Source organism: Microbacterium xylanilyticum (assembly GCF_054654695.1).
The window spans coordinates 1,905,100-1,917,961 of record NZ_BAAIEN010000002.1 but is presented as its reverse complement, the minus strand read 5'-3'; the positions used below and the strand labels follow the sequence as shown (position 1 = coordinate 1,917,961).

Annotated in this window: 12 protein-coding genes; 3 read left to right on the top strand and 9 right to left on the bottom strand. The window is 66.0% G+C overall.

The genetic code is table 11. From position 1 onward, the window contains the following. The first annotated feature begins 2 nt into the window (after nucleotides 1–2). A complete protein-coding gene (locus ACYQ1L_RS09685; RefSeq protein WP_460005739.1) occupies nucleotides 3–944 on the top strand; it encodes a transposase in 942 nt (313 codons plus the stop codon). Nucleotides 945–1,320: 376 nt separating this feature from the next. Here ACYQ1L_RS09685 and ACYQ1L_RS09680 read toward each other — a convergent pair whose 3' ends face one another. Then, a complete protein-coding gene (locus ACYQ1L_RS09680) occupies nucleotides 1,321–1,659 on the bottom strand; it encodes a helix-turn-helix domain-containing protein (protein WP_460003967.1) in 339 nt (112 codons plus the stop codon). 6 nt (nucleotides 1,660–1,665) lie between these two features. After that, nucleotides 1,666–2,694, bottom strand: coding sequence for a tyrosine-type recombinase/integrase (locus tag ACYQ1L_RS09675; protein WP_460005794.1), 1,029 nt, complete (start codon nucleotides 2,692–2,694; stop codon nucleotides 1,666–1,668). Nucleotides 2,695–3,260: 566 nt separating this feature from the next. Between ACYQ1L_RS09675 and ACYQ1L_RS09670 the strand changes: the two genes are divergently transcribed. Together ACYQ1L_RS09670 and ACYQ1L_RS09665 are read left to right on the top strand one after the other, a co-directional pair. Next, nucleotides 3,261–3,860, top strand: a complete 600-nt coding sequence (locus tag ACYQ1L_RS09670; RefSeq protein ID WP_460003966.1) for an RNA polymerase sigma factor — start codon at nucleotides 3,261–3,263, stop codon at nucleotides 3,858–3,860. Continuing rightward, nucleotides 3,823–4,929, top strand: coding sequence for a CU044_5270 family protein (locus ACYQ1L_RS09665; RefSeq protein ID WP_460003965.1), 1,107 nt, complete (start codon nucleotides 3,823–3,825; stop codon nucleotides 4,927–4,929). Before ACYQ1L_RS09670 ends, ACYQ1L_RS09665 begins: the two co-directional genes overlap by 38 nt. Nucleotides 4,930–5,141: 212 nt before the next feature. Here the strand turns inward: ACYQ1L_RS09665 and ACYQ1L_RS09660 are convergent, their stop codons facing one another. From ACYQ1L_RS09660 to ACYQ1L_RS09630, 7 genes are all read right to left on the bottom strand, one after another. Next, complete coding sequence (locus tag ACYQ1L_RS09660; RefSeq protein WP_460003964.1) at nucleotides 5,142–6,461, bottom strand: hypothetical protein; 1,320 nt, start codon at nucleotides 6,459–6,461, stop codon at nucleotides 5,142–5,144. A 247-nt stretch (nucleotides 6,462–6,708) separates the two neighbouring features. Further along, entirely contained in the window at nucleotides 6,709–7,053 is a 345-nt protein-coding gene (locus ACYQ1L_RS09655; protein WP_460003963.1) for a helix-turn-helix domain-containing protein, read from the bottom strand. Then, nucleotides 7,050–8,162 carry a tyrosine-type recombinase/integrase gene (locus tag ACYQ1L_RS09650; RefSeq protein WP_460003962.1) on the bottom strand — a complete coding sequence of 371 codons (1,113 nt, stop codon included), beginning with the start codon at nucleotides 8,160–8,162 and terminating at the stop codon, nucleotides 7,050–7,052. Before ACYQ1L_RS09650 ends, ACYQ1L_RS09655 begins: the two co-directional genes overlap by 4 nt. Before the next feature lie 325 nt (nucleotides 8,163–8,487). Next, on the bottom strand, nucleotides 8,488–8,736 hold the full coding sequence (locus ACYQ1L_RS09645) for a PIN domain-containing protein (RefSeq protein ID WP_460003961.1): 249 nt from the start codon (nucleotides 8,734–8,736) through the stop codon (nucleotides 8,488–8,490). A gap of 332 nt (nucleotides 8,737–9,068) precedes the next feature. Then, entirely contained in the window at nucleotides 9,069–9,620 is a 552-nt protein-coding gene (locus tag ACYQ1L_RS09640) for a hypothetical protein (RefSeq protein ID WP_460003960.1), read from the bottom strand. 47 nt (nucleotides 9,621–9,667) lie between these two features. Continuing rightward, nucleotides 9,668–10,486: a TrmH family RNA methyltransferase gene (locus ACYQ1L_RS09635; RefSeq protein ID WP_460003959.1), complete on the bottom strand. Its 819-nt coding sequence runs from the start codon at nucleotides 10,484–10,486 to the stop codon at nucleotides 9,668–9,670. Nucleotides 10,487–10,495: 9 nt separating this feature from the next. Then, nucleotides 10,496–12,850: an ATP-binding cassette domain-containing protein gene (locus tag ACYQ1L_RS09630; RefSeq protein ID WP_460003958.1), complete on the bottom strand. Its 2,355-nt coding sequence runs from the start codon at nucleotides 12,848–12,850 to the stop codon at nucleotides 10,496–10,498. Between the last annotated feature and the right edge of the window lie 12 nt (nucleotides 12,851–12,862).

Here is a 12,862-nt window from a genome sequence, read left to right as displayed (position 1 = left end):
GCATGGAGGCGGGCATGTCGACCTCGAGGTTCTGCCGCCTGATCGACATGCCCGAACGCACCTGGCGGCGCTGGCAGGCCAAGGCGAAGCAAGACCGGCCGACGAAGGGGCCCTGGCCGCAGCCTGCAAGGGACGCCGCCCGCCCGCTGGTGACGGGGCATGCGTTGGCGAAGCCGGCGTGGGGGCATCGGAAGATCTGGGCGCTGACTCGGCACGACGGTCACAAGGTGTCGCAGGCGACCGTGCTGCGCCTGATGCGCGATGACGGGCTGATCCTGCCGTCGGAGTACCAGAAGCAGCGCCGCGAGCTGGCAAAGGAGCGGAAGGCAGCGTTCGCGCGGAACCCGACCGGACCGAACCAGGTCTGGCAGCTGGACTTCAGCGAGTTCGAGACCACGACCGGTGGGACCTGGCGGATCGCGGGGTGCCGGGACTGGTACTCGAAGCTCGAGTACCCGTTCCACGTGTCGCCGACCGCGAACCAGTACGACGCGATCGCCGCGATCGAACTCGCCCTCGCCGACTACGAGCAGATGTTCGAGCACCCGCTCGTCGACGAATGTCAGGTCGATGAAGAGACGGGTGAGGTGCTGCCGGTGGTGACGATCGTCACCGACAACGGCGGCCCGTTCCGGTCGCTGAACTTCGAGCTGTTCATCATGCGGCACCCCGAGCTGCGGCACGTCCGCACGAGGGTGCGCTCGCCCGGGCAGAACGGGTCACGCGAACGCGGGTTCGGGACGCTGAAGTACGAGCGATTGTTCCTCGATGAGATCCCCGACGCCTTGACGCTGATCGAACGCGCCGAGGACTACCGGGTCGAGTACAACACCGAGCGGCCGCACGAGGCGATCGCCTGGAACAGGCCGATGCAGGTGCACCTGGGCCTGGCCGACCCCACCATCCCCACCTTTGAAAGAGAAGAAATCCTGCCAACTACTTGACGCGGGACATGCGTCGTCAAGGCCTGGAACAGCGGATGTAGGTGTGGGGCGATCTCGCCGTGGCCGTTGTCGAGCAGTTGAGCGAGATCGTCGGCGAGGCAACAGTGGGCGCAGAGCCCGGCGCGGACGGGTTCGTCTTCTCGGCGGCAGCGGGTGCAGTGGAAGTCTTTCGGGATTCCCGTGCAGTCGGTGCAGGCTGGCGCATCGTTCAACAGCCCCGGCAAGAGACGGTGCGTGTCGCAGCCCGGGCAGGTGCCATGGACGCGTGTGGCCCGCTGATAGCAACGCCGGCAGATGCGACCCTCAGGCCAGGTCGTCGCGAATCGAACCCCGGTCCGGCCGCAGCGTGCGCAACCGACTTCGGCGCGGCGGGCGTTCAACTGGGCCGGTGGATCCGTGCCCGGGCGGGCCGGATCGCGTCGGTGCGGGAGGCCGCGGCCGCGTCCGTCGTTCCCGTGGCGCGGGTGCGGGATGCGGTGGCGGTGACCGTGACAGGGACCAGCTCCTCGAACGTGCAGTCCAGGGTGTCGAGGATCGCGCCGAGCAGGGTGAGGTTGATCCTCTCGGGCGTTCCGCTGAGGAGCCGGTAGAGCTGCGAATCGGAGAGGCTGATGCCTCGATCGGAAAGGTGGGGGATCAGGTCGGAGATGGTGGTCATCCCGCGGGCGGCCATCAGTTCCCGCAGTCGCCAGCCGTGGTCAACGCGTCGGATCATCAGATATCACTCCTGTGTGGTGAGGGCTTGTGTGGCCATGCGGGCGATCGCGTCGTCGACGACGCGGGCCCGGTAGTCGGGGGAGAGGCCGGTGTAGATGGATGTGGTCGACGCGTGCTCGTGGCCAACCTGCTGCTGGATGAAGAACGCGTCGTAGCCCTCCTCGACCAGGTGGGTGATGTAAGAGCGGCGCAGGGAGTGGAAGTCGAGATCGTCGGTCAAGCCGGCCTCGCGTTTGACCTCAGCGAACGCCCGGCTGATCTGCCCGGCCGTGATGATCTGGTTCCCGCGCTCGCTCGGCCAAAGACCGGTCACCCCGGGCGGGGCGTAGAGCGGGCGGACCTCGTCACGCCATTGCTGCAGGCACTCGACCGCCCAGGAGAACTCCGGCAGGGTCAGCACCGTGCGGCGTTTCGGGGGAGAGCCCTTCATCGCCTTCCCGAATCGGACATAGATGATGCCCGCGTCGCCGAACTGGCGTGCCCGGGGATTCGAGGCGAGATCGACCAGATCGAGCTGACGGACCTCGTTGCGACGAAGACCCCAGGCGTAGGCGACCTTCATCAGCGTCGCGATCCGGAACGCCGGCACCCACCCCTTCACGCCGGCGCGACGGATCCGCAATACACGGTCGTCAGCGCAGTCGAAGAGATCCTCCAGCTCGTCTCGGGTGTAGGGGCGCTTGCCTGGTTCCGCGATCGCCTCTGACGCGTGCCGCGCCGTGTTCCAGTCGTGGAAGACCTGTGCCGGGTGATCACCGAACCGGTCCCAGCACTGCTCGCTCCACCCGTAGGCGGGATCGGTCAGATACTCCAGGAACATCCGCAGCGCGTTCTGATAGCCCAGCACCGTCGAGCGCGACGCACCACGAACGCCGCGCAGCTCGATGAAGAACTCGTCCACCAGCCCCGCCGTCCACGACCACGGGTAAGACTCCGCGAACGCACGAAACTGCAGCACGATCGACCGACGCGCATCCACGGTCGACGGAGCGAGGTTGCGCGCGAACTGCTGCGCCCGCCACCCATCAAGCATGGCCAACCAGACGTTCTCAGCCTCATTCAAGACCGCCGAACCCGACCGCAAATAGGCAGGAACCGCGCCCGGAACAGGCCCCTCAGACACTCGCATAATACGCGAAAGTCTCGCACTATCCGCGAATCATCCGCAAGTGCGGCAGCGAAACACCACGTCAGGAGCAATTCGGAGTGTCAGCCTGACGACCGTAACCCCAGCCACGGTGCCTTCCACGCGCGCGACATGACCCCGCAGTTCCGGACCGCACCAGGGGAGTCGTACCAGGTGTCGAATTCGCATCCAGTGAGAACAAGCCATCTTCTGATGGGTAACCGCGTTATCCGTTCCTTCACCAATCGCCCGTCCCAGGTGGGGACTCAGCCGCCAGTCGTCGGGGATCGCCGCGTTAACTGCGCGGCGCCACTCAACGCACGACTGCTCCACCGACGTCTGGTTTGACAGGCCGGCGCACCGGCGCCTCCTCGTCGCGAGCATGTCCTCCGACATGCCGTACTCGTGGGCCAGATTTGAGGCGTGTACGAAATTGCCGTGAACGCGGCTGGACGGATCGGACAATACAGAGTGTGAGCATCGACGACGGCGAGATCATCAGCCGCTCCCTGGAGCAGCGAGCGGCATTCGCCGAGCTGTATGACCGCCACGAGCGTGTGGTCTACCGCTATGCCGCTCGCAGGATCGGTGTATCTCATGCTGATGACATCACCTCCGAAACGTTCCTCGTGGCGTTCACTCGACGAGAGGACTTCTACGGAGGACGGGATGCGCGCCCGTGGTTGCTCGGAATCGCGACCACGCTGATGCAGAAGCATTCCCGGCAAGAGGCCAGAGCGTGGAAGGGAATGCTGGTCGCTGACCTTGCCCGCGTCGATGTCGACGAGTTCGATGCCGCGGATGCCCGCATCGACGCAAAAGGCGTCGTACAGCGGCTCGGTCGGGCAATCGCGCGACTGCCAGCTGGAGATCGTGACGTACTCCTACTGCATGCGTTCGCCGATCTCGACCACGAGGGTATTGGCCTTGCTCTCAGCATCCCCACCGGCACTGTCCGGTCACGGCTGAGCCGCGCCCGGCGCAAGCTCCGCATCGCGATCGACTCAACAGCCCGCCTAGACAAGGAAGAACATCATGGACGAGATCTCGCTCCTGCGTCGGTCGCGGAATGATATTCCGGAACGCACTCCACAGAACATCGCTCGCGGACGTGCTGCACTGTTCCGTGCGATCGACGAAGAGTCGCCGTTCTCGCTTTTCGCCGGCGTCGAAAACCTGAAGGTAGTGGAGCCGCGGGTGCGTCGCCGGCGGCGAACAATGGTGTGGACGGGGTTCTCCGCGCTCACCGCTACGGGGCTCACCGTCGCGATCGTCGCCGCCAATGTTCTCGGCATTGGGGGTTTGGACGGCGCCGCCGATCCCGCAGCGGCCAGCGTCCTCGAATCGGCAGCCACCGCCACCCTCGAGTTCAGCGACCCTGTCGTTGCTGCTGGCCAATACAAGCTCGTGCGAACCGACGCGATCTTCGCAGCCACCGGAAGTGTCGAGAAGGACGGGCCATTCGTCTCCTTCCTAGAGAACTATCACGACGAGACGTACGTGCCTGCCGACCGCGCCGCCGACTGGGTGTGGATCTCCTGCGCGCGGACGCCATTCCAGACCTTTGGTCCCGAATCGGAAGCACTCGCCAAGATATTCACCTCAGGCGGCGATACCAGCGTCTTCCGTCGCCTCCCCGGAGGTGACGCACCCAACGGCGACGCATTCGGCGGCTACAACAACGGCACTCGGAACCTGAGCGATGACTACAACGCCCTACCGAGTGACCCACAGCAACTTCTCGACGCGATCTACGCGTTCAACGGCAAAGCGGGCCAGTCGCGCGACGGCGAGGCGCTCGTATGGATCGCTGACACCCTCCGCTCGGGCACCGTACCCGCCGAGGTACGCGCCGAACTTTACAAGGCCGCAGCCCTGATTCCAGGTGTAACGATAACCGAGGAGCAAGCCACGCTCAACGGAGCGAAAGGGACCGCCATCGGACGCGTCGAAACTGCGTCCAATACTCGTCAAGATCTCATTATCGACCCTGCCACGGGCCAGTTCATCGGAGAACGGCAGGTCGCGCTCAACGGCTACAACGGGCTTCCTGCGGGAACCACGATCGCTTCGACGGCCGTAACGACCACCGTTGTGGACACAGCGCCGACCGACACCTCAACCTGCGGCGCGCACAACTAGGAACGCCGACAAATGGAGGACTCACACATCCGCTCGAGCATCGGACCCGCAGACATAGCGCTTCCGCCGACCAGTAGCGTTCAGGTGCCCATCACACCTCGGACATCCACAGAGACTGAGCCTCGCCACGCACAGCCATATCCCCGCGGGTTAGCTGAACTGAACTGCGGCAAGTGGAGATCGGGCGAGCAGGCGGCTTGTGCGGTCGGACGTCACCGCATGGTCCGTCGTTTGAGGGTGATGTAATCCGACATTGGTGCGCTGGCGCGAGCCGCGTATCGGGCGACGACGGGTTTGCTGTAGCCGAGTAGGTCCATCAGCGTTCGCGCGTCGACATCATGGGTGAGGTCGCGCAGTGTTGCGTTGCGTGCACGCTGGGCATCGATCCCGAGCACTTTGAGACGCTCGGACAGCGTCCCGGGGTGGAGGTGTCGTCCGGCCTGCGTGCTGGGGAAGAGCCATGAAGTCCCGGTGTTCACAGTGCGCGGATTGCCGGGCGATTCCAGGTGCCGCCAGAAGAGGTCGGCGACGGCTTCCGGGACCGCGGTGGGATGCTGTCCCAGTGTCAGGGTCATTCCGTCGGCGCGGACTGTAACGTGCTCCTGTTTGAGCATCACGATCTTGTTCAATGGCTGGGCCCAGAGCAGAAGGAGGAGCCCGGCGATTCGCGTCGGCAGCATCACCTGGTCCCATTCCAGGCAGTTTCGGACGAGTGTGATCCGCTCGCTCTGCCGCAGCATCGGCTCCGAATGAGCTTGGCGGAAGGGAACGTCGAGCCGGCCGGCCTTACCGCTGCGGTGGTCGTCTCGGTTGAGCCAGCGGACGAAGTTTCGGATGTGCTTTCGGGTGCTTGTGCCGCTTGAGAGGTAGTCGTCTACATGTTCCTGGCGCAGCTGCGCAGCGCTGAACCGATACTCGGCGCGAAGCCAGAGCAGGAACTTGCCGGCCTCCGTGATCTCCTGCTTGGCCGCGTGAGTCACGGTTTCGATGTTGACCTCGGGCTCGCGGGCGCGTTCGCGGACCCGTCTGAGGTGGTGCCAGGTCGCGAAGCGCTCGATGCGGTCGCGGGTACCGTCATCCGGCAGAGCCGCGAGGCGCTCGACGATCCATTGTTCGAAGCGGTGTAGTTCCTCCACGGTGCCACGCTCGGGGAGCATTCGGTGGTGAACGAGCAGGGCGCGGAGATGCTCGACGGCCGGGCCTGGCGTCAGCTGATCGAACGCTCCCTGGGTGAGTGCGAGTTCGCGGTTGCCTATCGCGGTCAGCAGTGCGCGAGCGCGGGCGCCGCGCATGTACGTATAGATGCTCTCGGGGCGGCGCACACTGGCGAGGGTGTCGACGAGGCGGTGTAGCCGAAGATCCGATTCGGGGCGGAGAAGTTCCGTAAGTTGGCCACGGACAACACAGCGCACGCAGGCGCCGGCACGGAATCGCTCTGCCTCGCGGCCACAATCGACGCATTCGAGCCGCGTGGTGATTCCCGCGCACGTTCGGCAGATCGGGTTGCGTTCGTCGTCGCGTCCGGGCAACATCCGATCTTCCTCTTCGCAGCCCGGGCACCTCCCGTAGGTATGGGTCGCGGTGGTGAAGCAGATGCCGCAGATTCTCCCGTCAGGCCACTTCACCCGAAGTTTCGCTACGTCCGTGCGCCCGCAGCGGTCGCAGGTGTTCGCGCCGGTGGAGCGCGGCCGCCCGCGACGTGCCGGCGGCTCGAGCCCTCGGAGAGTTGGCGCGCGCTTCGAGCCGTTCCCGCCGGTAGCTGGCCGACCTCGCGGCATCTCAGTCATTGTCGTCGACGATGCGTGCGCGCACCGGGCGGTAGTCGCTCAAGTCCGCCAGCCCCGTGGTCTCACCCGATACCTTCCGCCGCCGTGTGGTCTTCGCGTCGATCGCGGTGAACGTGATGAGGTCGTTCATCTCGACGTCGAGTGCGTCGCAGAGAGCGACGAGCATTTTGAGAGATATCCGTTCGGGTTCGCCCGCGACGATCCGCCAAATTGCGTTCGGTGTCAGGGTAATACCGCGTTCGTGGAGTAGGGGAGCGAGGTCTTTGGCGGTGAAGATCCGGCGTCGTGCCATGATCTCCCGCACCCGCCAGGTGTAGGTGAGTTCGCGTCGACTCATGGGGTCCTCCTGCTCATGGAAGTCGGCGACTGTGCCGCCTCGAGAGTGCGTGCGTGTGCTCGCTCAAGCGAGAGCCGTTGGTAGTCGGGGGAGGGGAGTGTGTAGATCGAGGTGGTCGCGGCATGCTCGTGCCCAAGCTGGAGCTGTGCAAAGGTGACGTCGAATCCCTCGCCGGTGATGAGCTGCGTTGCGTAGGAGCGCCGGAAGGAATGCAGGTCGAGGCCCGGAGGGAACCCGAGTTCGTCGACGAGCCCACGAAACCTCCCGAGAAGGTGTGACTCGGAGACGAGCCCGCCGGGACCGGTCGGGAAAATGTCGTTGATCGGATCCCCGAAGCGAGGGAGCCCACGGTCGATCCAGTCCTCGATAACGTCAACCGTCCAGGGCCACACGGTCAAGACCGAGCGCACCTTCTTCGCACTTCCGCGATGTGCCTTGCCCCAGCGGACCCGCAGCACCCCGAAGTCGCGCATATAGGGCGCACGGCCGTTGCGCGAGAAGTCGACGGTCTGCAGATGTCGCAGCTCGTTCGTCCGCAAGCCCCAACCATAGAGAGTCTTGAACGCGACCGAGTCGCGCCAGGCTGCCAGAGGGCCGCGGCGTCCCGCGTGAAGAATGCGCTGGATTTCTAGGTCGGCGAGGTCGAAGAGCTGCTGCAGTTCGTGCTGGGTGAACGCGCGTTTCTCCGGTCGTCCCGTGTTTGCGTGAGAGTGCGTGACGCGGTTGAGCTCGGTGACGACTTGCGCGAAGACCTGGCCGAAGAGCTTCGCGGCCTGCTCGTTCCACTCGTATGCAGGGTCGCACGCGAAATCGCAGAACAGCTTGATCGCCGTCTGGTACGACCGCACCGTCGCATGCGACAGATTGCGCACCCCGCGAGCGTGCGAGAAGTAATCGTCGGCGTCACCGAGAGTCCATTCCCACGGGTAGTGCCCGGTGAAGTCGATGAACGCGAGCACGAGCCGCCGTCGCGTACGGATCGTTGCGGGGGAGAAGTCCTTCGCACGCTGCTGCCTGCCCCAGCCGTCCAAGATCGCAGCCATGAACGACTCAGGGTCGGGAACCTGCAACCCGAACGGCGCGAAGACCACGTTGTCATCGCCCGCCATCCCTGCCTCCTGACACACCATTACACCCAATCGAAGCGCCGCTATACCGGCGTCGCAGCGATTGCGAGTCTCGCACGTTGTTTGCGAGAAACGCAATCATTGCGCGAGGATTTCCTGATCAGGAGCGATTCCTACGGAGTCCGTCGCGTTTCTGGCGCGCGGGAGTCCGTCACGAGCGGACAGGATCCGAGCCTGCGAGAACCCCAGTTCAACCTCTAGATCCAGCAGGGCGGGGAGGAGTTACCCGCTTCTTCACGATTGCGAGAAGCGCACATAGTGTCGATATCAACTGACATAATGTGCATTATCGGAGTATCAGCCACCGTCAGAAGTCAGCTCCGTCCACGTTGCCTGCCGGGCACTTTCTCAGCGCGCGGAGCTGCTCCCGTACGTCCTGAGCGCGCACGACTCGCACGACAACAGTCTCCCTGAGAAGCAGACGGACCAGGCCGATTTCGGTGATCGGCGTCGTGCACCACGACTGAATTGCGGCGAATCGCTTGCGCGCCTGCTCGTGATGCCTCAAGCTCAGCGCGAGCAGGACGTTGACGTCCAGCAGCACCCGTCGGGTCATCCGTCATCCCTATGCACGGCGACAGGACCATCCGTGACGACATGCCTCTTCGAACCTGACATAACGGAAATCCGCTCCGCATTCGAGGCGATTCCGGCTCAGCCTGGTCGAGTCCGACAGCGGCGACTTCAGACAGGGGCCGCCCCACCGGCACCGCACGCAGCGCGGCGCGCACCTCGAGGGCGGGAGCCGACAGCGACTCCAGGGCGCCTTCTCCACCAAAAGCACCAGGCGACCGACCGCCTTGCCGTGGTCGGTGACGGTCGGCTCTGCTCCCCCGCGCACGGCCGCGAGGTCCGTGGGGACCATCGTGAGCGAGGTCCCCTGCCCGGTCAGCCCAAGCCCGGCTCGCCCCACTGTCCGCCGCCCGGCGGAGGCGGACACGGCACATCCACTGGGTCCGCGCCGACTTCGGCGCGGATCGCCACGCCTCCGCTCGGCAGCGTGTCGATGGTGAAGGCGATTCCTTCCAACGCACCACGATGCGGCACCTCGCCGAACCCGATCTCGGTCCCCACGTGCGCGGGATCCGGCGCCTGGGTGCGGTTGGGGATCAGTCCCGGAGTCGGATTCTCGACCATCCAGGTCATGGCATCCGAGAGCGACAGGTCCGGAATTGTCCAGTAACGCTCCTCCGCGACCGTCGCCGGGCACGGCCATCCCGTGTACGACTGGAATGCGACAGGCGCACGATCAACCGGGACGGCGCCGGCCGGCACGGAAGCGGTGGCGAGCCACCCATCCGCCCGCTTCTGCGCCTCGACCGTTCCGGGGCTGACCGAGGGTGTCGCAGACCCCGTCGGAGAAGGTTCGGGCACAGCGGGCGGGGCCCCACCCACGCTCCCTGCACATCCCGTCAGCGCGCCGAACATGACCACCGCCACGGTCGCGACTGCTCCTCTGAGACCTCGCATGATCGCGAGCCTAGTGCTCAACGGGCACCGGCTCGTTGCCGCGCCGCCTCGTACAGCATGAGGGTCGCCGCGTTCGAGGCGTTCAGCGAGCTGGCGGATCCGCTCATCGGCACGCGGACCATGACGTCCGCGGCCTCGCGCCAGGCGCGCGCGAGCCCGCCCGTCTCATTCCCGATGAGCACCAGGGACGGCTGGGTGAAGTCGTGGTCCCACACGTCGACGTCGCCGTGCTCGTCGGTCGCCACGATCGTGATCGCCGCTCCCGCGGCACGCTGGGCCTGGACCCAGTCCAGCACCGGTCCCGGCGACGTGGCTCGCACGACCGGCGTGGCGAACAGCGATCCGGTCGACGCGCGCACCGACTTCGGATCGTAGGGATCGGCCGCATGCCCGGAGACGATCAGCCCATGGCCGCCGAGCGCGTCCATCGACCTCACTATCGCCCCGATGTTCCCCGGCTGGGTCGGCCGGTCGAAGACCACGCCGAGGAAGTCCGGCGGCACGGGGATCCGTGTCAAGTCCTCGCCCGGCATGGCGACGACCGCGATCACCTCGGTCGCGCCCTCGTCCTTGTCCGCGAGTTCGGCGAGCAGCGCAGGGCTCATCGCGATCGTTTCGCGCGCGTGCGCCAGGACGTCGCGCGCCCACGGCGAGAGCGAACGCTCGGCGTCGTGGACCGCGGTGAGCACCGTCCAGCCGTGCGCGATCGCCTGGGTGATCGGCCGGACGCCCTGCACCACGAACCGGTGCTCCCGGGTGCGATGTGTGCGATTGCGCGTCAGCGCCTCGAGCAGCTGGAACCGCGAATTGCGCGTCGTGATCTTCAGATCCGCCACCGTGCCCCCTTACGCGCCCACGTACGCGGCGAGGTGCTCCCCCGTCACGGTGGACTTCGCCGCGACGAGATCCGCGGGCGTGCCCTTGTACACGATGCGCCCGCCGTCGTGCCCGGCACCCGGTCCGACATCGATGATCCAGTCGGCGTGCGCCATCACCGCCTGGTGGTGCTCGATCACGATCACGGACTTGCCGGAATCGACGAGGCGATCCAGCAGAGCGAGCAGGTTCGCCACGTCGGCGAGATGCAGGCCGGTCGTCGGTTCGTCCAGCACATAGACGTCGGCACCGTCACCCATCTGCGTCGCGAGCTTGATCCGCTGGCGCTCTCCGCCCGACAGCGTGGACAGCGGCTGCCCCAGCGACAGATACCCGAGTCCGACGTCCTCGAGCCGGCTCAGGATCGTGACGGCTGCGGGGATCTTCGCCTCTCCCCCGCGGAAGAACTCGTGCGCCTCCGCGACCGGCATGTCGAGGACCTCGGTGATGTCCTTGCCCGCGAGCTTGTAGTCGAGCACGGCCGCCTGGAAGCGCTTTCCGCCGCAGTCCTCGCACGGGCTCTCCACCGTGTCCATGAAGCCGAGCTCGGTGACGATCACTCCGGCACCCTTGCACGTGGGACAGGCCCCCTCGGAGTTCGCGCTGAACAGCGCCGGCTTCACGCCGTTCGCCTTCGCGAAGGCCTTGCGGATCGGCTCCAGCAGTCCGGTGTATGTCGCCGGATTGCTGCGCCGCGATCCCTTGATCGCTGTCTGATCGATCGAGACGACCCCGTCGTGCTTGGCCACCGAGCCGTGGATCAGCGAGCTCTTCCCGGATCCGGCCACACCCGTGACGACGGTGAGCACGCCCAGCGGAACGTCGACGTCGACGTTCTGGAGGTTGTTGGTCGTGGCGCCCCGCACCTCGATCGCTCCCGTGCGCTCGCGCACCTCGGGCTTCAGCGCGGCACGATCGTCGAGATGCCGTCCCGTGAGCGTCCCGCTCGCGCGCAGACCCTCGACGGTGCCCTCGAAGCAGATCTCTCCCCCGGCGCTGCCGGCCCCGGGCCCGAGATCGACCACGTGGTCGGCGATCGCGATGGTCTCCGGCTTGTGCTCGACGACGAGCACCGTGTTGCCCTTGTCGCGCAGCTGCTCCAGGAGCCGGTTCATGCGCTGGATGTCGTGCGGATGCAGTCCGATCGTGGGCTCGTCGAACACATAGGTCACGTCCGTGGGGGACGAGCCGAGATGGCGCAGCATCTTGATCCGCTGCGCCTCTCCCCCGCTCAGCGTGCCGCTGGGCCGCTCGAGGGAGAGGTAACCGAGGCCCAGGGTCACGAACGCGTCGAGGTTCGCCCGCAGCGCATCGAGCAGCGGCCCAGCACCCGGCAGATCCAGCCCGCGCACCCACCCCGCAAGGTCGGTGACCTGCATGCGGCACGCGTCGGCGATGCTCACCCCGTCGATCTTCGACGAACGCGCGCCCTCCGTGAGCCGGGTGCCGTCGCACTCCGGGCACACCGCGAAGGTGGCGACCCGCTCCACGAAGGCGCGGATGTGCGGCTGCAGCGCGTCGATGTCCTTCGACAGCATCGACTTGGTGATCTTCGGGATCAGACCCTCATAGGTGATGTTGATCCCGTTGATCTTGACCTTCGTCACCTCGCCGTACAGGAACAGGTGGCGCTGCTTCTCGGTGAACGTGGAGATCGGCTTGTCGGCCGGGTAGAAGCCGGATTCCGCGAACTGACGCACCATCCAGCCGTCGGCGGCGTAGCCGGGCACCATGATCGCGCCGTCGTTCAGCGACTTGGTCTCGTCCACGATCTGCCTGAGATCCAGATCCGACACCGCTCCCCTGCCCTCGCAGCGCGGGCACATCCCGCCGAGGTAGATCGCGTCCTTGACGATCTTCTTCTCGCCGCCCGGGCCCGTCATCACGCCGCTGGCCTTCTGGGTGGGGATGTTGAACGAGAAGGCGGTCGGACCGCCGATGTACGGGGTGCCCAGTTTCGAGAAGAGGATCCGCAGCATCGCGTTCGCGTCGGTCACTGTCCCGACGGTCGAGCGCGGGTTCGCGCCCAGGCGCTCCTGATCCACGAGGATCGCCGTGGTGAGCCCCTCCAGCACGTCCACGTCGGGACGCGGCACGGACGGCATGAACCCCTGCACGAACGCGCTGTAGGTCTCGTCGATCAGCCGACGCGACTCGGCCGCGATCGTGTCGAACACGAGCGAGCTCTTGCCGGATCCGGACACGCCCGTGAACACCGTCAGGCGCCGCTTCGGCAACTCGATCGAGACGTCTTTGAGGTTGTTCTCGCGGGCGCCCTGCACCCTGATGACGTCATGGGTGTCGGCGATGTGCGGCTCGGTCATGCGCGGTCTTCT

Coding starts and splice junctions, on each gene's coding strand:
- ACYQ1L_RS09685 (WP_460005739.1), top strand. CDS start 3: ATGGAGGCGGGCATGTCGACCTCGAGGTTCTGCCGCCTGATCGACATG.
- ACYQ1L_RS09680 (WP_460003967.1), bottom strand. CDS start 1,659: ATGATCCGACGCGTTGACCACGGCTGGCGACTGCGGGAACTGATGGCC.
- ACYQ1L_RS09675 (WP_460005794.1), bottom strand. CDS start 2,694: ATGCTTGATGGGTGGCGGGCGCAGCAGTTCGCGCGCAACCTCGCTCCG.
- ACYQ1L_RS09665 (WP_460003965.1), top strand. CDS start 3,823: ATGGACGAGATCTCGCTCCTGCGTCGGTCGCGGAATGATATTCCGGAA.
- ACYQ1L_RS09660 (WP_460003964.1), bottom strand. CDS start 6,461: ATGTTGCCCGGACGCGACGACGAACGCAACCCGATCTGCCGAACGTGC.
- ACYQ1L_RS09655 (WP_460003963.1), bottom strand. CDS start 7,053: ATGAGTCGACGCGAACTCACCTACACCTGGCGGGTGCGGGAGATCATG.
- ACYQ1L_RS09650 (WP_460003962.1), bottom strand. CDS start 8,162: ATGGCGGGCGATGACAACGTGGTCTTCGCGCCGTTCGGGTTGCAGGTT.
- ACYQ1L_RS09645 (WP_460003961.1), bottom strand. CDS start 8,736: ATGACCCGACGGGTGCTGCTGGACGTCAACGTCCTGCTCGCGCTGAGC.
- ACYQ1L_RS09630 (WP_460003958.1), bottom strand. CDS start 12,850: ATGACCGAGCCGCACATCGCCGACACCCATGACGTCATCAGGGTGCAG.